Raw genomic sequence first — 21599 nt, forward strand, 5'->3', positions numbered from 1 at the left:
GACGCTTAGACGTTAAAACATTATTTACGGCGCCAAAAGCTTGCCTGCGCCAAAGTATACTGGTGTTTACGTGCCGTTTCTCGGATCACGAAGGGGACGTCCTCAGGCGGCTGAATCTCTTCGAAGTCATCGCGTAGTAGTCGCTGTAGGGTGTGATAGGTCGTTACGACCTCACCGTTCTCACGAATCCCCCCTAACCAATTCTCTTTTGGCGTGTACTCTTCTAACCATGTGTAGGGTGAAGAAAGCATCAACACACCGCCGGACTTTAGTAAAGTTGTTAAACTAGTGAGAAAACGCTGGGGTTCGCGCAATCTATCAATAAGGTTTGAAGCAAAGACCAGATCATACTCAGCATGTGTCATCTTTAAGTTACAGGCATCGCCTTGCTGAAAATTAACGTTTTGCCACTGCTCGGAGGTTATCCCTATATCGCTCAGACGAATTTGACAGTAGTCGACCAACTCACCCTCGGTAGGCACTGCGTAACGAAAATCTTCTCCAGTCATAAGTTGAAGTGCGACATCAATAAAACGCGCCGAATAATCGATACCCGTTACTTGGTCGAAGTAGCGGCTGAGTTCAAAGCTTGCACGCCCGGTAGCACAACCGAGATCCAAGGCATGCGTCGTTTCACTGCAGAGCGGAATGACTTTTTCAACGAGGGCTTTAGCATAATTCTCGACACTGAGAAGCGAGCCTCCGTATTGAAAATCGAGATATTGAGCGACCATCGTGTCAGTTTCATAAGGATTAGTTAGCATAGTTTCCTGGTGGGTCGATTCAACGTAGCGAAAGCCAGCGTGTTGGAAAAAGTGGCGACGAAAGGCGTAGCGTGCAGCTTTTAACGCTTCGTTACCGGTTGAGATCCAGCTTCCGCCTTTGATCAGGTTGTGTTTACCATCAAAGGTCGGCGTAGAAAAATCATCATAAAGTGGATGGACATCGAAGCCGTGATAGCCCTTTATCGGTGTGGTCGTCCACTGCCACACGTTACCCACGATATCGAAAAACTTACCTTGAGCAAAATGGTCGACTGGGCAGGAAGAGGCCCAGCCTTGTAAATTGATATTACCGATAGGTGTCTGCCAATCAGGGTGGTCTCCGGCAACCTGTTCACGTAACCATGCCCATTCACTCTCGCTCGGTAATTGAATCGACTTGCCGGTTTTTACTGACTTCCATCGGCAAAAAGCCGCGGCTTCCAGTTGATTAACCTCAGCAGGCCAATCCCATGGGAAGGGTATTTCTTCAGCAAGGACCCGTAGCTTGAGATGATCGGGATGCGAAATATCGCCGACCCAGAAAGTGGGTTTATCGGCTTGTGCGTAGGTTTTCCAGCCCCAGCCTTCCTCATCCCACCACTGAGTATTTTGATAGCCACCCTCTTTAACGAATTCGTAATATTCAGCATGACTCACGAGCATCTGACTGGCTGAAAAAGGAGATACATGACACTGTTGGCGGCCATATTCGTTATCCCATCCGTAGTAATCATCCTTTTTACCTAAGGTAAGGGAGCCGCCCGCTTGCGGGATTAGCCGATTAGACGGGGCATTTTCCTGACCCGTTGCGAACAGCGGACACACCGGCCACATCGGTTGTGGTCTTACCCAACTGATTGGTAGCTGGCGGATGAGTACACTCGATGTTTCAAGGTGAATACGTTCATGCTCAATCCCCATCAATATCGCCCAGGCTGGGTCACTCCACTTGATAGGTAAAGTAAGAGGGAGATGAGTAATCACCTCAATCACTTGCTGGCGCACACGATCCCGATAGTGTTGTACCGCAGCAGGTGTAGGCCAGTCATAGTGATCATCATTCAGATCATCCCAGCTCATTTCGTCGACGCCGATAGCCATTATGGCTTCTATCCGCTCATCGATCCGATCCTTCAGATAACCACCAGCGATCAGTTTATTGATAAAGAACGTTGCAGTATGGCCATAATAGAAAATAAGAGGATGACGTAAGGGGATCGCCTTAGTCGTCCATGCTTTTTCATCGACGAGACAGGTAAATAATTGCTCATAGGTGTGCCAAGTGGCTTGAAAATAATCAAGTATCTCTCGACGTTTTAGCTCCGGGTCAGTGCCGGAGAGCGAAGGAGTAAAAGCGGGATGTAGAGGAGATGTTTTCACGATAGTCGCTTTCCTTATTGTTTATGCTCAAACTATAGCAGTCCCTTAATATTTAGCGGTGTAGGTAGCGTTTTAAACGGCTCTTGAGACCGGTATCAAATGTCCAGATAAAATCGAAGATAGAGAGTAGCCGGGGTTTTCCGTGGTCAGAAAGCGTGACAGCATGAAAACGCTGTTGATGTGCTTGTTGCTGTTCACGGATCTGCTGCTGAGTCTTCTCATTTAGGCGTTGGGCGACGAAATCGGAGATCACCACCACATCGGCTTCTCGCCAACAGTCAGTCTGCAGTTTTTTAACGGCTTCTTCTAAACAATGACCGAGATCAGTCCCCCCGCGAAATCGTTGGCCGAGAAAGCGGATCAATTGCGGCATACCACTCTCTGCAGTGAGTTCATAATGAATGATCTCTTGCGTAAACATCATGACAAAACAGCGGCGGTTCTCCTGAAACGCTATCTTGAGTAAGGCTAAACAGAACGCTTTCGCGCAGCGTTCATTAAACCCGCCCATCGAGCCGGAAGTATCCACGCAGACGATAAAAGGGCCCTTGGGTTGCTGCTCCTGCTCTTGGAAGATGACTGGCCGCTCCTTGGGAATTGGCTGGTGGTCTTCGCCCTGCAACTGATAGGTAAGTAGCCGTTTTTCAATAAGCTTGCGGTAAAATTCGATCTCCAGTTCATTTAAGCTTAGCGCCGCGAGCTCTGGAGGGAGTAACCGTAAGACATCATCGCTCTGATGGATACCTTGTACCTCTTCTGGAAAGCTGCTGGGCTGGCTTTGCCAGATCTGTTCGACGCCTAGAGGGGTGTTCTCTGCCGCGATAGCGTTAGACTCTCGACTACGTCCGAGTTTTTGTGCTAACTCGTTAAGCTGCGGTTGCGCATGTAGAAAATCACTATATTCGGCTAAACGCTCGCTATCGCCAGTCTGTAGAGACGATTTACTCAAGTCCCATAACCGCCCATGGCTTATCTCTTCGTCGTCATCTAACAGGGGGGCCAGAAATCCGCTCATCGCTAGCTGTTTTTTCAGCTCCTCAATCAACCTCTGTTTATGTTGTTCTAATAAGTCGTCATTAAGTGTGAGAGCTTGCAGTGTCAGATTCATCCGCCACCGCTGCATAAATAAACTTTGTTGCGCAGGAGTGAGCGGCTCGTCTTCGGTTTGCCTAAGTAGGCTTTGTGCTTCTTCGTAAAAAGGGGAATTTAGAGCACTAAGCCGCTGACAGGTCTGTTGCAGTTGCTGAGTAAACGGGTAGTAGGTCAGTCCTAATGTTTGGCTATAGAACGCAAATTCTTGTGCTAAGTTATCCGGAACTGGCGTATTTTTTAGCTGTTGGGTTAATGAGGCTTCTATCTGCGGCAGCTCGCGCTGCAGCATTTTCTTTAATTTTGGGCTTTTTTCGAAAAGCAGTACCAGTTGCGGTGCTGTCAGTACGGTCGCTAGAAAATCGTTCAGATTAATGCTGTCATTGAGCGTAAGCAGATTTAACAATGTATCTAAAGAGATCATTGTTGTGCCTGTTCAATATGAGCACTAACATCTTGTAAGCTTGCCTCGATCTCGGCAAGCCACCCATCATTGATGAATAAGCACTGCTGCTGTTGACGAAATAGCAGGCGTTGCTGCTGAAGGCGGTCTTGTAGCTGCGTAAAGCGGTTAACTATCTCGTCAGGGACATCGCTGGAGGCTGTATCATCATCGTAATTTAAGCGTGACGCCTGTAGGCTGATATCTTTTACGACTAAACAATCATGATCATCAACAGATAGATCGAGCGACTGTGGAAAGCCGATACCGTTTAGCTTACCGCGAATATCGCCGCCTTTTTGCAGCCAATGCTCTAATGCTTCGCGCTCAATAATGATATGCATGACTCGCAAATGATGCAGCGTCAGGGGATACTGGAGGAGTAAACTTATCGACGCGCTGGTTAGTGTCGCAGGCAGTTGATAATGAGCCTTGCGGCTAAACATACCGCTCTGCTTCGTTAGCTTAAAAGCGTGCGTTAAACTCTGTTCGTGATGCAACGTCTGCTTTCTAGCGGTAATTTGCTGCAGCTCTACTCGCATCGCTTGCTGCTGCCAAGCGTGGTGTAGGAGAAGTGTACGGATCTCTTGTTCAATGAGTGTACGGGAGGCCGCATTATGCCATAAGCACTCTTTTAATAAGATAAGGTCAACGGGCGCTATCGCTTGCCGTCCGCTAAAAAAGGCACTGGCTTGTAATAAATGAATCGCTTTCTTCCAGCGCCGATCAGAAATATAAGGGGCATCTGGCATATGCTGGAGCTGTTGACGGAGTCGATAGACTAATTCGAAAACGTCTTCAGGGAGTGAGACTTTAGGGATTGCGTGCTGCCATTGAAAGTACTCTTCATCGCTAATCGCTAACTGTTCGTCGTCTAGCGAAAAGTGTGCCTCTTCGGCTTGAAGCAATAATCCATGGAAATGTCGTTTTTCGTTAACGTTGGTTAGCCACAAACGAATGAGCATCCGATCATAGAGCGCTTCTAATCCGCTATCTTCGTCCGGGAGTTCGTTTGAGGCGCTGATCAGCAAACGCATGGGAATTTTGTGCTCATCCTTACCATTGCGAAATCGACGTTCGTTAATCGCGGTTAGTAGGGTATTCAGGATGGCAGGGCCTGCTTTCCAAATTTCATCAAGAAAGACGATTTCAGCATCGGGCAGATAGCCCTCCGTAATCCGTTGATAGCGGCCTTCGTCCTTAAGGGCCTGGATCGAAAGCGGACCGAACACCTCTTCGGGGGTCGAAAATCGGGTCATCAGATATTCGAAAGCGGTAGCATGCTTAAACGCGCACTTGATACGGCGGGCGATCAAACTTTTCGCAATACCCGGCGGGCCCATTAAAAACACACTTTCACCGCTGAGCGCCGCTAATAGGCAAAGTCGAATCACTTCGTGGCGTTCGTAAAGGCCCTTTTCTAAGCTGTTACTAAGGCGGACAATTCTATCAGCGAGGAGTTGTGCGGGTATCATCGGGCATCCTTTTATCGCCGTTTAGGTCGCGATCTAGCGTGGCGAACGTAATTTTTTCTCTTTGCACTGTAAATGATTTTCAGCATTAAGTAATAGCATATGTGAATGCAGGATATGTTTTTTACTAAAACTGTGCATACTGTGCGGATAAAATTAATTATCCAGGTTGTTTAAGACTAATCGATCTAAACAGAAGATTTTTATGAACTCAGAGAATAAACAGTCTACCGCGGCGTTGACACTAGCAGCAATCGGTGTCGTTTACGGGGATATTGGTACAAGTCCTCTCTATACGTTGAGAGAGTGCCTTTCTGGCGAATTTGGTTTTGGGATCGAACAGCAGTCTGTTTTTGGTTTCCTTTCCTTAATTTTTTGGTTACTGGTCGTCGTCGTTTCGCTTAAATATATCAGCTATGTGATGCGTGCGGATAATGCCGGTGAGGGCGGGATTTTAACCCTAATGTCACTGGCTGGACGCAATACCCATGCGACAGCCACGGCAGTCGTCCTGATTTTAGGGTTAATTGGTGGTAGCTTCTTCTTCGGTGAGGTGGTGATCACCCCTGCGATGTCGGTACTTTCCGCGATTGAAGGCTTGGAGATCGCCGCACCGTCGTTAGATGTCTTTATCGTTCCTATCTCGATAGTCGTGATCACCTTATTATTCATGATCCAAAAGCATGGTACCGGCCTAGTTGGAAAGCTATTTGCGCCGGTGATGCTGCTATGGTTTATTCTTTTAGCGATTTTCGGCGTTAATGGCATCCTCAATAATCCTACGGTGCTGCATGCGCTTAATCCTTGGTATGCGCTACAGTTTTTTGTCCATTACAAAACTATCTCGTTCTTTGCGTTAGGCTCGGTGGTACTCGCGATTACAGGAGTAGAGGCGCTATACGCCGATATGGGGCACTTCGGTAAATTACCTATCCGTATCGCGTGGATGCTGGTGGTTCTGCCTTCTTTAGTCCTTAACTACTTTGGGCAAGGGGCACTATTGCTCAAACATCCTGAAGCGATTAAAAATCCCTTCTTTCTCTTGGCCCCGGACTGGGCGCTGATCCCAATGTTGATTATCGCGACCCTTGCGACGGTTATTGCGTCCCAAGCGGTGATTTCCGGCGTCTTCTCACTGACCCGCCAAGCGGTGCGTTTGGGGTATTTGCCCCCGATGCGAATCATTCATACTTCTGAGAATGAATCGGGGCAGATCTATATTCCAGTCGTTAACTGGCTGCTCTATACAGCGGTAATCTTGGTTATTGTCAGCTTTAAACACTCGAGTAACTTAGCAGCCGCGTATGGGATAGCCGTGACCGGGACGATGGTTCTCACGACTCTCCTGTCCTGCACCGTGGCGAGGAAGAACTGGCATTGGAGTCTCTTCTCTGTCGTGCCGCTCTGCATTTTCTTACTCTGTATTGATGTGCCGTTATTCTCGGCAAACCTAGTGAAGATCCTATCCGGCGGTTGGTTACCTCTGACACTGGCGTTGGTGATGTTTATTATCATGACTACATGGAAAAGCGAGCGTTTTCGGGCGTTGCGCAAGATGCATGAACACGGTAATTCACTGGAAGCGATGATCTCTTCTCTAGAAAAACATCCGCCTGTACGCGTCTCAGGCACTGCGGTCTATATGACCAGAGTGAAGAACATCATTCCTTTCGCGTTACTGCATAATCTTAAGCACAATAAAGTTCTGCATGAGCGTGTCGTCCTGCTGACCTTACGGACTGAGGATGCACCTTATGTCCATAATGTGCATCGTGTCAGTATTGAGCAGCTCTCACCGACATTCTGGCGAGTCGTAGCCAGTTATGGTTGGCGGGAAATCCCTAATATGGAAGATATCTTCCATCGGTGTGGTCTGGAAGGCTTGAATTGTCGGATGATGGAAACATCATTCTTTATGTCAAACGAATCGTTAATTTTAGGTAAACGTCCCTGGTACTTACGCTTACGCGGTAAACTTTTCTTAGTCTTGCAGCGTAATGCCTTACGGGCACCAGACCAATTTGAGATCCCACCGAATCGCGTTATTCAACTCGGTACACAGGTTGAAATCTAATCAAAAATAGGCGCATTATGCTGGTCACTCAAGGTGACCAGCTATTTTGAAGTCGGCTATTTCCCTAGTTTACCTCGTTGCAAGGTATCGATATTTCCATAATCTCAGGTGCGCCAGTTTCAGGTGTTTAATGTCTAGCTTTGAAATAATTTACGATGGACAAGTGTTATATCGCTGCGAGGGGATATAACCTGCTGATAGCGAAGGCACTAAAGCCGCGTATTCAAGATGATGAGAAAAAACGTTACAGAAAAACTCCTCTATCTGAGTAATTAAAGAGCGCGAGGTTTTGGCGCGAAATATTTATCCATATTGTGTGTTTTTACAGTAATTAATTCACTCGATATTTCCGTAACCAGGTTAATAATTATCTAAAAAATTGGAGGTTGTTTCCGGACTCTAGGCTATAGCCAAGTTATTTTTAGTTCCGATATTAAACAATTACTGAGTATTTTCGCGCTGCTGTAGTCGATAAAGTAAAAGAATAAGCATCGTAAGGAGAGACCTCGGTCAGCCCTATTTTTGTGATAGTGATTAGGACGTAAATAATGATCTAAATCATGCTATCTGATTTACGTAAGAACGTAACTGAATGAGCAGAGTCTAACTGAATGTTGAATCACAACATAGGTAAGGAGTCTGTATGTACCAGATTGATTATAATAGTTATCGCTCCATTAAAGGATTTAATCGACGCGTTCGTTTTCTGGTCTTGCACTATACTGCGCTTAATTTTGAGAACTCAATTATTGCATTGACAGGTTATTCAGTCAGTGCTCATTACCTTGTTCCTGACCCTTCAGATAAATCATATCTAGATGCCGGTTTTAAAGATATGCGCATCTTTAATCTGGTCGATGAAAATGAACGTGCTTGGCATGCCGGCGCTAGCTCTTGGGATAGCCGAAGTAATCTTAACGATACCTCTATAGGAATTGAGATTGTTAATTTAGCGACTGATAATGACGGGATATATACCTTCCCTGCTTATAATCCGGTCCAGATTGAGGCAATCAAAGAATTGGCAATAAATATCCTTCAGCGTTATCCAGATATTACGCCCATTAACGTTATTGGTCACAGTGATATTGCTCCCGGAAGGAAAAATGATCCAGGGAGTGCTTTCCCGTGGGAAGAGCTTTATGCCGTTGGCGTCGGGGCATGGTTTGATGAGGAAACAAAGAGCAAATATACAGAGCAGTTTAGCCATGATTTACCTTCGAAAGATGACATGATACTCATGCTGAAACGCTATGGATACGATATATCGGGTTCAGAAACCGATAGTGGTTATGCTCAGTTAATACGAGCATTTCAGCTACATTTTCGTCCTTGTGATTACAGCGGTAAAGTAGATTCTGAAACTGCTGCAATTCTTTATGCTCTTGTGGAAAAATACAAATAGGGAAATACAGATTATGAATAAATTTATTATGGGGGCTTGGAGTCAGTCGCTGTCTGGAAAACCCCTTCAGGAATTCGATGTAATTATGTATGGCATGGTGACCAACTTGGATGGACTGACCACTGGGTCAGCGACAAGCCCTGGCTGGAGTCCGGAAAAGCAGAGTAAGCCTGATAATACCCCCAATTTTAAAGGAAAGACGCTTTGGGTTTATGGCGGAGGAGGATGCTCGCCAGAAGGGAAGCCTGCACATCAGGAGGAAGTTCTAAGGATTGCTGAAGCGACAAAAAGTAGGGGCTGGGATGGTGTAGATTTTGATGATGAATGCAATATGAACATTGACCTTGTGATTGAGGCAATGAAGCAGTTAAAAAAATGCAGCAAAGATACAAGCTTTGGTTTTATTGCCGGATATTCCTATAACCATCCGACGACAGATAATGGAAAAAAACTGAACGAAAAGGTGAAAAAGCTTATCCAGTCAGACCAATGTGACCGTTTTATCCATTACTGTTATGCTACGGCTATGTGGAGTAAAGAGGATATTATCAGTAATATTATTCCAGCCTTAAAACAGACGTTAGCACAGGGTGCAGACAGTAAAAAATGTATTCTAGCCCTAACGACAAGGGGGCTGACTGATTGGAATTTAAATTATTTTATCGACCAGGTTCTGGACTTCAATCTTGGCGGGCTTTTTATCTGGAAATATGAAGATCTAAAAGATGAACATTATAAAATCATCAAAGAAAGACTAAGAAAATAAAATAAGCGTTTAACGCTTAACTAAGTGACCGATAGGTCGGTCACTATAATTCTAATACAGAAAGTTAAATTTGTCGCTAATTTAAAAAATAATTCAAAATCTATTAATAGCCACTAATTCCAGCGTTACATTATCTTGGTAAAAGATAAATAAGGGTAGATAGACGATACTCTACTCCTATGCCGATTTCCAACTGCAGGCGTAGCAGTTCCTATAATAGGCCAGTGGACGCTCCAATATTACGTCTTTTGATACTGATCGCTAAAAGGGGATTGGGCTTTACGCCTAATGCCCTATTTTTTCACGCTAGATCTCTACGCTTAGTTACTGCCTGTACTGATCAAAGAGAGTAGATGTTTAATAATGGGTGAGCGATCCCAACGACGCCATGCCAGGGCTATCTCAGTAGTCAACTGCGGGTCCTCGATTTTCCGATAGGACACACCAGGCATCGCAATGATGGTGAGTGACTCTGGAACGAAGGTAAAACCAAATCCGCTGGCAACCATCGCAATCGAGGCAGACATCTGTGGCGCTTGGGTCGCTAATTCGGGTACTACGCCCTGATCATGACAAAAACGGATGATCATGTCATAAAGGCTGGGTGCTAGTTCTCTTGGGAATAAAGTGAGCGGTAACTCTCTGAGGATCGTGTCAAGGGGGGTTTTAGCCTCTTCCTCGCGAACCACCAGAAACATACTTTCTTGAGTAATAGTTTGCAGATTAAATTCTTGGCTCGTTTGACAAGGCAATCTGACAAACGCAGCGTCTAACGTCCCTTCGCGCAGCGATTGCATCAATTGCGACATATTACTTTCTTCTGAAAGCAAGGTCGCCGAGGGATAGAGCGTATGAAATTTTTTTAACCGTTTAAACAGAATGGGGTGAAAGACGCTGGAACAGGCAAATCCTAAGGTCGCTTTACCATTAATCCCGCGCGCAATACCTCGGGTCTTTTCTAGAGCCTGATCGGTCAACAATAATATCTGTCTCGCTTCCTTATAGAAAGCTTCCCCTGCCTCGGTCAATTCCACCCCACTTTTTAAACGCAGAAAAAGCGGCGTACCGATTTCCCTCTCTAAACGGAGAATCTGTTGGCTTAACGGAGGTTGGGAAATTGATAGCCTCTCAGCTGCACGAGTGAAGTTACGCGTTTCAGCGACGGCAACAAAATAACGAAGATAACGCAGTTCCATATCGATAACGTCTTAAAGTCGGGCCTTCCCTATATTGGAACTCGATGGCGGCATAGGTCAACATACTTTCTAAGGTTTTTACTTATAGAGAGGAAAACATGGCTGATCATCTTATTGATTGCGACTGTGCCTCACAACTCGGACAGATGGTTAAACTGGCTCGGCAACAACGACCAGAAAAAGTAGTTTTTCAAACATCGTTGATGAGTGCCTTACTCAGTGGTGTATATGACGGCTCGATGACCGTTGCTGATCTTCTTGAAAAAGGGGACTTCGGTCTGGGCACCTTTAACCATTTAGACGGCGAACTGGTTGCACTCGATCATCAAATTTATCAACTAAAGTCTGATGGTAGCGCACAACAGGCGAGGGTGGATCAACAAACTCCCTTTGCGGTGATGACCTTCTTCCAACCAGACTATTGTCTTGAGTTGAAGCAGCCCATTTCGCGGCAAGAGATTCATCGATTGATCGATCAGCACCTCCCTTCAGATAACCTATTCTGTGCCCTGCGTATAGAGGGGGATTTCCAGCAAGCGCAGACCCGAACAGTGCCTGAACAGTGTCGGCCGTACCGGCCGATGCAGGAAGCGATAGCCGAGCAACCGATCTTTACCTTTAATCAGAAAAACGGGTCGGTGATTGGCTTTCGCACTCCGCAATATATGCAGGGAATCAATGTTGCCGGCTATCACGAGCATTTTATTACCGATGATCGGCAAGGGGGCGGCCACCTTCTAGATTATCACTTACTGTCAGGGCAGCTGACTTTTGGTGCGATTCATAAGCTAGTGGTCGACCTACCTACCGATCATGAATTTCTTAATGCCGACCTACATCCAGACGATCTCGATCAAGCTATACGCGCAGTAGAGAGTTAAGTGGAGATAATCATGCGTAACAAAATCCAAGATAAGCAGTGGCAATCCGGTGCTGACCTCGTCGTCGCACAACTCGAAACACAAGGCGTGAAGCATATTTTTGGGATTCCTGGCGCTAAAATTGATCGTGTTTTTGACTCATTGGTAGACTCTTCTATTAAGATGATCCCCGTTCGACATGAAGCGAATGGCGCCTTTATGGCCGCAGCGATGGGGCGTTTAACCGGCAAGGCCGGCGTAACCTTAGTCACATCTGGCCCTGGGTGTTCCAACATTATTACTGGGATTGCCACGGCGACGAGTGAAGGTGACCCCGTTGTCGCCATCGGTGGCGCGGTTAAGCGCGCCGATAGTGCCAAGCTAGTGCACCAGAGTATGGATACCGTGGGGATGTTTCGCCCGATCACCAAATACTCGGTAGAGGTAACGTCTGCAGATGCCTTAAGTGAAGTCATCAGCAATGCCTTTCGTAAGGCGGAGTTAGGTCGACCAGGGGGATCGTTTGTCAGCCTACCGCAAGATATCATTAACGAACCGGTCTATGGCCATACACTACCCGTTATCCCGTCGATAAAGCAGGGGGCTGCACCTCTTAGTGCGATTAAAGCGTTAGCTAAACAGGTGGGACAGGCTAAAAATCCGGTGATCCTTTTAGGCTTAATGGCAAGTCAGCCCGACAATGCCCGCGCGTTGAAACAGTTACTGGACGCGAGCCATATTCCGGTCACCAGTACTTACCAAGCCGCGGGGGCTATCTCGCAAGAACATTTTAGTCGTTTCGCTGGAAGGGTAGGATTATTTAATAACCAAGCGGGGGATAAGCTACTACGCCAAGCCGATCTGGTCATTACTATCGGTTACAGCCCTGTAGAATACGAACCGGCTATGTGGAGTGAGGGCAATGTCGCGCTTGCCCATATCGATGTGGTACCCGCTGAACCTGATAATTACTATGTGCCTGATATTGAGTTAATTGGGGATATTGCCCAGACGCTTGAACATTTGACCGAACATCTCTCCAGCCCGCTCGTTCTCAGTCCAGAAGCCAGCCATATTCTTGAGGACAGGCAAGCGCAGAGACAACTTCTCGCCGCCCATGCGTGCAAACTAAATCAATTTGCGATCCATCCCCTGCGGATTGTCCGAGCGATGCAAGACATTATTGATAATGATGTCTCACTGACGGTGGACATGGGAAGTTTCCATATCTGGATCGCTCGCTATTTATATAGCTTTAGGGCGCGACAAATCATCATCTCTAATGGACAACAAACCATGGGCGTTGCGCTACCTTGGGCGATAGGTGCCTGGCTGGTGGATCCTTCTCGGAAAGTGATATCCGTCTCTGGGGATGGTGGGTTTATGCAGTCCAGCATGGAGCTGGAAACAGCTGTCCGCTTAAAGGCCAACATATTGCATATCATCTGGGTCGATGATGAGTACAACATGGTGGCGATGCAAGAACAAAAAAAATACCAACGCGTTTCAGGGGTTAAGTTTGGTGCTATCGATTTCAAAGTCTATGCCGAGGCATTTGGGGCAGCAGGGTTTGCGGTTGAAAGTATCGAACAGCTTGAGCCTATACTCAAACGTGCAATGGAGGTGGAGGGGCCTGCGGTCGTAGCGATTCCGGTGGATTATACTGACAATCCACGATTGATGGAGGAGCTGCATCTGAGTCAAATTATTTAAGAAGGAATAAATAATGAAGAACCTTGTGGCAGTCGTAACAGGAGCAGGACAAGGGATCGGTGAAGCAATCGCATTGCGATTATCTCGTGACGGATTTTGTATCGCAGCGGTCGACCTTGACCGACAGGCGGCAGTGAAGGTCGCAGAGAAAATCGAGCGAGCCGGAGGAAGGGCGATCGGTATCGCGGCCGACGTTGCACAACGTGACCAGGTATTTGCTGCCGTACAGCAGGCTCGGCAAACCTTTAATGGTTTTGATGTCATCGTTAATAATGCGGGGATAGCCCCCTCGACGCCCCTAGAATCGATTACGCCAGAGATCGTGGATAAGGTTTATAACGTTAATGTTAAGGGCGTTATCTGGGGAATGCAGGCGGCGATTGAGGCCTTCAAACAGCAGGGTCACGGCGGTAAGATTATTAATGCCTCGTCCCAAGCGGGACACGTCGGTAATCCAGATCTTGCGGTGTATAGTTCGAGCAAATTTGCGGTTCGCGGGTTAACTCAGACGGCAGCCCGCGACTTAGCACCACTCGGTATTACGGTAAACGCCTATTGTCCCGGCATCGTCAAGACTCCCATGTGGCAGCATATTGATGAAGAGATTTCTGCGGCAGCTGGGCAACCGCCTGGCTATGGAACCGAGCAGTTTGCGAAACGTATTACGCTCGGCCGACTCTCTGAGGCGGAAGATGTCGCAGCCTGCGTCTCCTTCTTAGCGGGACAGGATTCGAACTATATGACGGGTCAATCTTTGTTAATCGATGGAGGTATGGTCTTCAGTTAAGGTTTATCCCACTGCCCATTAGGGGCAGTGGATATTGCATATTTTTTATGAAATCTTCCTGTCGTTACATTATTAATTTGGAATAGATCACGCTTTCAGCGAAACGATTCGACAGCTATCACATTTTCCCCTTTTCTCGATTGAGAGCCAGCGCTCATTTAGTTCATCCTCTTGTCAGCGAAACGTTTCGCTGAGGAGCTAAGTATGAACAAAGGCCAGCTACTACATCCCGATATTGCCCACGTCATTACACAATTAGGACATTTCGACAGCTTAACTATCGCAGATGCCGGATTGCCTATACCACCGGGCCCGCAGCGTATCGATCTAGCGTTAACGCCTGGCATACCAAGCTTTGAGCAGGTAAGTGTGGCCGTTGCTGATTATATGTCTATCCAAAGCCTGTATCTCGCGCAAGAGATCATTGAGCATAACCCTGACCTGCACCGTACTTTACTGGCTCTAGTCGCACGTTTATCTGCAGAACAGGGGCGAGACGTTGATGTCACTTACCTCTCTCATGAGCACTTCAAGTCGTTGACAAAAGAGTCACGCGCCGTGATCCGTAGTGGGGAGTGTACGCCTTACGCCAATGTTATTTTTGTCGCCGGAGTGACCTTTTAATATGGAAGCTCAAAGCCTGTTAGCCCTCACCAATATCGAGAAATCCTTTCCCGGGGTTAAAGCATTAAATGGAGCCTCGCTTCGTGTAAAGGCAGGGCGAGTAATGGCCTTGGTGGGCGAAAATGGCGCGGGCAAATCGACCATGATGAAGATCATGACTGGGATCTATCAGAAAGATGCTGGGATATGTCATTGGTTAGGAAAAGAAACGGTATTTACCGGCCCGAAACAGTCGCAAGAGGCTGGGATTGGGATCATCCATCAGGAGCTTAACCTCATTGGTTCATTGACGGTCGCTGAGAATATTTTCCTCGGACGCGAGCCTTTACGGGCTTTTGGCCGCATCGATTGGCCGATGCTTTACCACGAAGCCGATCAACTGTTGGCGCGCTTGAATTTGCGCTTCTCAAGCAGCGTCCTAGTCGATCATTTATCCATTGGCGATCAACAGATGGTGGAGATCGCCAAGGTACTGAGTTACCAGTCGAAGGTGATCGTTATGGACGAGCCGACCGACGCATTAACCGATACCGAGACGCTATCCCTATTCAAGGTTATCAACGAGTTGAAAGCGCAAGGTTGCGGTATCGTTTATATCTCGCACCGTATGAAGGAGATCTTCGATATCTGCGACGATGTGACGGTCTTTCGTGACGGCCGTTTTATTGGTGAATACGACGTAAATGCTATTGATGAACAACATCTCATTGAACTGATGGTTGGCCGTAAGCTTGAAGAACAATATCCCCATCTTGATAAGCAACATGGTGAGACTCGTTTAGAGGTCAGACACCTCAGCGGCTCTGGTATTGAGGATGTCAGCTTTACCCTAAGAAGCGGTGAAATCCTCGGGTTATCCGGATTGATGGGCGCGGGACGTAGTGAGTTGATGAAAATGATCTACGGTGCCTATCCCAAAACGTCAGGCAAGCTCCTTCTCAATCAGCAGCCTATTTCGGTTCGAACTCCTCAGCAGGCACTGGCGCAAGGCATTGTCTATATCTCGGAAGACCGTAAACGAGAAGGTCTGATCCTTGGAATGTCGATCAAACATAATATGTCGCTGACGGCATTACCTTATTTCTCAGGTTTCGGCGGAGCGTTGAAACACCACGAGGAGCGGCTAACCGTTGGCGATTTTATCCGGCTGTTTAATATCAAAACCGACTCAATGGATAAAACTATCGGTTTACTCTCTGGCGGTAATCAACAAAAGGTCTCGATTGCTCGCGGGTTGATGACTAAACCCAAGGTTCTAATTTTGGACGAGCCGACCCGTGGTGTAGATGTGGGGGCGAAAAAAGAAATTTATCAGTTAATCAATCAATGTAAGGAAGAGGGGTTAAGCATCATTCTTGTCTCCTCTGAAATGCCAGAGGTGTTGGGAATGAGCGATCGAATCTTAGTGATGCATGAAGGGCGGATCAGCGGGGAGTTTACCCGGGAACAGGCGACTCAGGAGCGACTTATGGCCGCGGCAGTCGGCAAGCAGCATAGCAAGGAGCTAGTAATATGAGTACAACCACCGCGACCGTAACGTCCAGACGTTCTCTACGCTATCGACTGATAGAGCAGAAGTCACTTATTGCGCTATTGGTATTGATAGCGGTAGTAGCGACACAAAGTAGTAATTTTTTCACCTTAGCGAACCTCTTCAACATTCTACAACAGACCTCGGTAAACGCGATTATGGCCGTGGGAATGACGTTAGTCATTTTAGCTGCCGGTATCGATCTCTCAGTGGGATCTTTATTAGCCTTTACCGGAGCATTGGTCGCGTCGTTAATAGGCCATGAGATCAATGCCCTACTTGCGGTAGCGATAGCCCTGATGGCTGGCGGGCTTATCGGTGGGGTAACCGGAATGGTGATTGCCTGGGGGAAAGTTCAAGCCTTTATCGCCACCTTAGTGATGATGCTGTTACTCCGAGGCGCTACGATGGTGTTTACCGATGGTAGCCCGATTAGTACAGGCTTTAGCGATAACAGTGACCGTTTCAGCCTTATTGGAATTGGGCAGCTGGCGGGGATACCGACTCCAGTATGGATTATGTTCATCGTATTTATTGGGGCGTGGTATCTCCTCAATCATACGCGTTTAGGACGTTATATTTATGCCCTCGGCGGTAATGAAGTAGCCACTCGCTTGTCGGGAATTAACGTTAACCGGATCAAAATTACGGTCTATGCCCTCTGTGGAGCGTTAGCCGCCTTAGCGGGAACTATCGAGGTTGCCCGGCTTTCTTCGGCGCAGCCTACCGCTGGAACAGGGTATGAGCTGGATGCAATCGCCGCAGTCGTACTCGGGGGGTGCAGTTTATCGGGAGGACGCGGACGCATAACTGGGACATTGATTGGCGCATTGATCCTCGGTTTTCTCAATAACGGATTGAACCTAATGGGTGTTTCTTCGTATTTCCAGATGATAGTCAAAGCCATTGTTATTCTGCTAGCCGTGCTGGCAGACAATAAAAGCCATAAATAACTGTTCGCTTTCCAAGGATACATTTGATGAAAAAACTAACGGCGCTTTCACTCTTAATCGGTACGATGTTTTGCGGCCAAGCTCTCGCCAAAGAGACCATCGGACTTGTCATCTCAACCTTAAACAATCCCTTTTTCGTCTCGCTAAAACAAGGCGCTCAACGCGAAGCCGACAAGTTGGGGTATGAGTTGGTAGTGGTTGATTCACAGAATAATCCAGCGCGTGAGCTGGCAAATATCCAAGACTTAACGGTACGGGGCACGAAACTGTTGCTTATCAATCCCACAGATTCGGATGCCGTAGGAAATGGTATTAAAATCGCTAACCAAGCGAAGATCCCGGTTATTACTCTAGACCGCGTCGCATCTCAGGGCCAAGTAGTCAGCCATATAGCCTCGGATAACGTCAAGGGCGGTACGATGGCTGGCGATTTTATCGCGCAGAAACTGGGTGATGGGGCGAAAGTCATCCAATTACAGGGGATAGCGGGTACGTCTGCCTCGCGCGAAAGAGGAAAGGGGTTCACGACGTCGGCTGAAACTCATCATTTTACTATTCTGGCTCGCCAACCCGCAGACTTTGACCGGACTAAAGGGTTGAATGTCATGCAGAACCTGTTACAAGCACACAGTAACGTGCAAGCGGTATTCGCCGAAAACGACGAAATGGCATTAGGCGCATTAAGAGCCCTGCAGACCGCCGGAAAAAAAGATGTGCTGGTGGTAGGCTTTGATGGAACGGCCGATGGTATTGCTGCAGTGAAGAGAGGTAAGTTGGCGGCAACGGTTGCCCAGCTTCCAGAACAGATTGGTATGACAGGCATTGAGAACGCGGATAAGGTATTAAAAGGTGAAACCATACCTAAGGTCATCCCCGTCGACTTAACCTTAGTCACTCAACATTAATGTTAAAGCGGTACTCCGTGTGAGTACCGCCAAGGAATGGCAATCATGCAAGTGAATAGAAAAATGGCGGTCCTGGGGAGTATTAATATCGATCATGTTTTACAGGTACCGCATTTTCCTCGTCCAGGAGAAACGTTGACCGGCAACCATTATCAGCAGAGTTTTGGTGGTAAGGGAGCCAACCAAGCGGTTGCAGCGGGAAGGAGTGGGGCCTCGATCACCTTTATCGCACGCGTGGGAAATGATGATATCGGACAGGTAGTGATTCAGCAGTTATCGCAAGATAATATTGATATTTCTGCAGTAGAGGCAACCGACGACGCTGCAACGGGCCTTGCGATGATTTACCTCGACGATCGCGGCGAAAACACGATTGGTATTTATCCCGGTGCCAATGCACTGTTAACAGAAGAATATGTACAAAAACATCAGCAAGTCATTATTGATAGCGATGCACTTTTATTACAGCTTGAAGTGCCCTTACCCAGCGTACTCGCCGCTGCTCAGCTCGCCAAACAACATGACGTGTTAACAGTATTGAACCCTGCACCCGCTCAGCCACTCAGTAATGAGCTACTTGCGCTTATCGATATCATTACGCCGAATGAAACCGAAGCCGAGTCGCTGACTGGCGTCGCGGTTAACACCGATGACGATGCTTATCGCGCGGCATGCGTACTGCACAGTAAAGGTATCCATACCGTGGTCATTACCTTAGGAAGCCGGGGTGTTTGGCTTAGTATTGAGGGACAGGGTCAACGACTACCAGGCTATGATGTCACGGTTAAGGATACCATCGCCGCGGGGGATACGTTTAACGGTGCCTTTTTATGTCGATACTTAGAGAATGCCGATCAACAGGAGGCCGTTAGCTTTGCACAGGCGGCTGCGGCCATCGCTGTATCACGACAAGGTGCGCAAACCTCAATACCTTGGCGCGAAGAGATCACTGATTTTCTTAATCAATAAGGATAGCGAGTTGGCAACGATAAAGGACGTGGCACGGAAAGCCGGTGTATCGACATCTACCGTATCGCACGTGATTAATCAAAATCGGTTTGTGAGTACGGCTATCCAGCAGCGGGTCACTCAGGCCATCGAACAGCTTAACTATACACCTTCGGCGCTAGCTCGGAGCCTGAAACTTAATCAAACACGCACGATAGGAATGCTCGTCACTACGAGTAGTAATCCTTTTTATGCAGAGATCGTGAAAGGGGTTGAAGACAGCTGCTACGAGCGAGGCTATAGCTTAATCCTCTGTAATACCGCCGACGATGAACAACGGATGAGCCGTAGCTTAGAGACGTTAATCCAAAAACGCGTCGATGGATTACTATTAATGTGCAATGAGGGACATGCGGCATTAGCGCCGACACTGCAACGTTATCCGTCGCTACCGATAGTGATGATGGACTGGTCTCCCCTTACGGGCTTAGGGGATGTAATCGAAGAGAACGCACTATTTGGGGGCGAGTTAGCAACGCTACACCTGATTAAGCGTGGTTATCAGCGTATTGCCTGTATTACCGGCCCACTTGATAAGAGTACGGCGAAAAGGCGCTTGGCAGGATTTAAACGTGCGTTACTCGCCTCAGGCCGGGATATCGATGAGAACTATATTATACAGGGCGATTTCGAATTTTCTGGCGGTATGGTCAGTATGGAAGCGCTGCTAGCGCTCTCCCCCCGCCCCGATGCAGTGTTCGCTTGTAATGATGCCATGGCGGTGGGCGTTTACCAGGCATTGTTCCGGGCCGGTCTCACCATTCCCGATGATATCGCGGTGATTGGTTATGACGATATAGCGCTGTCTGAATACCTCACGCCGCCATTAACCACCATTCACCAGCCCAAAGATTCTCTAGGATTGATGGCGATAGACTTATTGCTCCATCGCATAGAAAGCAAAAAAGGAGGAGCCCCCGTTTCTTGGGAGCTCACGCCTGAATTGGTGAGCCGCTCTTCGACTTAGTCCTTTTGCTTTGGACGCTTGATCAGGTTTTCGCCATCTCGCTGCATTAATAGTAGAAAAGTGCCCCCCGCGATAACGGTGACGATACCCATCGTCACGAATGTTGCTTGGAACTGTCCTTCGGTTGAGGGCTGGTAATCCTGCCAAAATCGTAATACTGCGGCACTTACACTAACGCCAAAACTGATAGCTAATTGCTGAGTTACCGCAAGCACACTATTGCCCCCGCTGGCATGCTCGTCTGTCAGGTCTGCCAATGTAATGGTATTCATCGACGTAAATTGTGTAGACATCGCCATCCCGATAAGGAATAGCGGTGGCAGTAACCAAAGGATAGAGTGCTGGGCCGATTGCAACGCGAAGCTCATAATAAGTAAGCCGATAATCACACTTATGCCGACTAGGGTGCGACGATAGCCCTGGCTCCGAAGTAGGGGAGTGACCGTCGACTTCGCTAACACGGCGCCTGCAGCGGTGGCAATCATAATGAATCCGGCAAATAACGCGGAGTAGCCGAAAGCGACCTGTAGGAGTAAAGGAATAAGAAAGGGAATACATCCGGTCCCGAGTCGAGAGGCTACATTACCCGCGATACCGACAGAGAAAGTTCTAATCCTAAACATCGCTAAATTTATTAACGGTGTCGCGTGCTTGAAGGCATGCTTTATATAGAGCGCGAGTAGTAGCGCTCCGAGCATCATCGCGCCTAGCGCTATACTCAACGAAATCTGGGCTTCACCAAGCAGTTCAACCCCGACAGATAATGCGACAATCGAACCACTAAATAGAACAAAACCGATTAAATCAAATTTCCGCTTTGGTACTGTAAAGTCCGGCATATATTTACGGGCAAAAAATATCCCTATTAGCGCGATAGGGATATTGATAAGAAAGATCCAATGCCACGTTGCATAGGTGACAAAAAAACCACCCAATACCGGCCCCAATACTGGACCTAGTAGCCCGGGCATGGTGACAAAGTTAAGGATGGGGAGGAGTTCATTGCGTGGATAGGCCTTTAATAAGGTCAGTCGGGCAACAGGCATCATCATCGCCCCCCCGATACCTTGCAGTACTCGCGAAGCCACAAGCATAGAAAGCGAGTGTGAAACTGCGCAGGCGAGGGATCCTATAGCGAATAGTGTGACAGCAGTGATGAAGACCTTTCGCGTTCCGCAACGATCAGCCAGCCAGCCACTCACTGGAATTAACATTGCGACGGTTAACGAGTAACTAATAATCGTTGATTGCATAGCAAGGGGAGAGCGGTGAAGGCTATCAGCTATTGCGGGTAATGCTGTGTTCAATATGGTGGCATCTAATGCCTGCATAAAGAAAGCCATCGCAGCAATCCAAGGCAGCCCCTTAAGATCACTTGTCGAACGAACCATTGAAAGGCCCTTTAATTATTGAATTAGTCTGCTAAGTATACGCATGATTAGTCTGAGTTTTGAGGCTAAATTGATTTACATCACGGCTTTTATTATGGGAATAAGGACTGGGTGTTGATAAAAGCAGCGGTTTTACCTCGTTTTTGTGTGATATCTGAACGGGTGGCTGTAATAATCACCACTCAGTAAAAAAGTTTAAATAATCCCTTGCGCTCTCAGCGGAACTCCCTATAATGCGCATCCACTGACACGGCAAAGCACGATACGCAGCG

The 21599-nt window shown here is 47.5% G+C and carries 17 protein-coding genes; 12 read left to right on the top strand and 5 right to left on the bottom strand.

Annotation, left to right across the window (positions count from 1 at the left end; translation table 11 throughout):
- Positions 1–20: 20 nt before the first annotated feature.
- The 3 genes from ovoA to ravA are packed head-to-tail and all read right to left on the bottom strand — an operon-like array spanning position 21 to position 5150.
- The gene (gene ovoA, locus HGT70_RS11175; RefSeq protein WP_241576785.1) at positions 21–2144 is read right to left on the bottom strand and encodes a 5-histidylcysteine sulfoxide synthase; all 2124 of its coding nucleotides are present in this window, start codon (positions 2142–2144) and stop codon (positions 21–23) included.
- Between the two features lie 52 nt (positions 2145–2196).
- Positions 2197–3657: an ATPase RavA stimulator ViaA gene (gene viaA, locus HGT70_RS11180; RefSeq protein ID WP_214195871.1), complete on the bottom strand. Its 1461-nt coding sequence runs from the start codon at positions 3655–3657 to the stop codon at positions 2197–2199.
- Positions 3654–5150 carry an ATPase RavA gene (ravA, locus tag HGT70_RS11185; protein ID WP_071433007.1) on the bottom strand — a complete coding sequence of 499 codons (1497 nt, stop codon included), beginning with the start codon at positions 5148–5150 and terminating at the stop codon, positions 3654–3656. The genes viaA and ravA overlap by 4 nt, the downstream gene beginning before the upstream one ends.
- Positions 5151–5352: 202 nt before the next feature.
- Between ravA and kup the strand changes: the two genes are divergently transcribed.
- The 3 genes from kup (at position 5353) to HGT70_RS11200 (ending at position 9392) form a co-directional block, all read left to right on the top strand.
- Positions 5353–7221, top strand: a complete 1869-nt coding sequence (kup, locus tag HGT70_RS11190) for a low affinity potassium transporter Kup (RefSeq protein ID WP_071433009.1) — start codon at positions 5353–5355, stop codon at positions 7219–7221.
- 643 nt (positions 7222–7864) lie between these two features.
- Positions 7865–8626 (top strand): N-acetylmuramoyl-L-alanine amidase, encoded by a 762-nt coding sequence (locus HGT70_RS11195; RefSeq protein WP_071433011.1) that lies wholly within the window; start codon positions 7865–7867, stop codon positions 8624–8626.
- A 13-nt stretch (positions 8627–8639) separates the two neighbouring features.
- Positions 8640–9392, top strand: coding sequence for a hypothetical protein (locus tag HGT70_RS11200; RefSeq protein ID WP_071433013.1), 753 nt, complete (start codon positions 8640–8642; stop codon positions 9390–9392).
- A gap of 320 nt (positions 9393–9712) precedes the next feature.
- Here the strand turns inward: HGT70_RS11200 and HGT70_RS11205 are convergent, their stop codons facing one another.
- Positions 9713–10588: a LysR family transcriptional regulator gene (locus HGT70_RS11205; RefSeq protein WP_071433015.1), complete on the bottom strand. Its 876-nt coding sequence runs from the start codon at positions 10586–10588 to the stop codon at positions 9713–9715.
- Positions 10589–10686: 98 nt separating this feature from the next.
- Between HGT70_RS11205 and budA the strand changes: the two genes are divergently transcribed.
- From budA to rbsR, 9 genes are all read left to right on the top strand, one after another.
- Positions 10687–11469 carry an acetolactate decarboxylase gene (gene budA, locus HGT70_RS11210; RefSeq protein ID WP_071433017.1) on the top strand — a complete coding sequence of 261 codons (783 nt, stop codon included), beginning with the start codon at positions 10687–10689 and terminating at the stop codon, positions 11467–11469.
- A 12-nt stretch (positions 11470–11481) separates the two neighbouring features.
- Positions 11482–13161, top strand: coding sequence for an acetolactate synthase AlsS (gene alsS, locus HGT70_RS11215; protein WP_214195872.1), 1680 nt, complete (start codon positions 11482–11484; stop codon positions 13159–13161).
- A gap of 13 nt (positions 13162–13174) precedes the next feature.
- A complete protein-coding gene (locus HGT70_RS11220; RefSeq protein ID WP_214195873.1) occupies positions 13175–13948 on the top strand; it encodes a (S)-acetoin forming diacetyl reductase in 774 nt (257 codons plus the stop codon).
- Positions 13949–14152: 204 nt separating this feature from the next.
- Complete coding sequence (rbsD, locus tag HGT70_RS11225) at positions 14153–14572, top strand: D-ribose pyranase (RefSeq protein ID WP_214195874.1); 420 nt, start codon at positions 14153–14155, stop codon at positions 14570–14572.
- A gap of 1 nt (position 14573) precedes the next feature.
- Entirely contained in the window at positions 14574–16088 is a 1515-nt protein-coding gene (gene rbsA, locus HGT70_RS11230; RefSeq protein ID WP_214195875.1) for a ribose ABC transporter ATP-binding protein RbsA, read from the top strand.
- Positions 16085–17056 carry a ribose ABC transporter permease gene (rbsC, locus tag HGT70_RS11235; RefSeq protein ID WP_071433027.1) on the top strand — a complete coding sequence of 324 codons (972 nt, stop codon included), beginning with the start codon at positions 16085–16087 and terminating at the stop codon, positions 17054–17056. The genes rbsA and rbsC overlap by 4 nt, the downstream gene beginning before the upstream one ends.
- Positions 17057–17082: 26 nt before the next feature.
- Positions 17083–17961 (top strand): ribose ABC transporter substrate-binding protein RbsB, encoded by an 879-nt coding sequence (rbsB, locus tag HGT70_RS11240; protein WP_071433029.1) that lies wholly within the window; start codon positions 17083–17085, stop codon positions 17959–17961.
- Positions 17962–18006: 45 nt separating this feature from the next.
- Positions 18007–18930 carry a ribokinase gene (gene rbsK, locus HGT70_RS11245; RefSeq protein ID WP_214195876.1) on the top strand — a complete coding sequence of 308 codons (924 nt, stop codon included), beginning with the start codon at positions 18007–18009 and terminating at the stop codon, positions 18928–18930.
- 10 nt (positions 18931–18940) lie between these two features.
- The gene (gene rbsR, locus HGT70_RS11250; protein ID WP_157725409.1) at positions 18941–19936 is read left to right on the top strand and encodes a ribose operon transcriptional repressor RbsR; all 996 of its coding nucleotides are present in this window, start codon (positions 18941–18943) and stop codon (positions 19934–19936) included.
- Here the strand turns inward: rbsR and HGT70_RS11255 are convergent.
- A complete protein-coding gene (locus HGT70_RS11255; protein ID WP_214195877.1) occupies positions 19933–21327 on the bottom strand; it encodes a DHA2 family efflux MFS transporter permease subunit in 1395 nt (464 codons plus the stop codon). The two genes, rbsR and HGT70_RS11255, sit on opposite strands and share 4 nt — an antisense overlap.
- Between the last annotated feature and the right edge of the window lie 272 nt (positions 21328–21599).

Origin of the sequence: Rosenbergiella collisarenosi (assembly GCF_018494085.1) — a bacterium.
Lineage (GTDB): Bacteria > Pseudomonadota > Gammaproteobacteria > Enterobacterales > Enterobacteriaceae > Rosenbergiella > Rosenbergiella collisarenosi.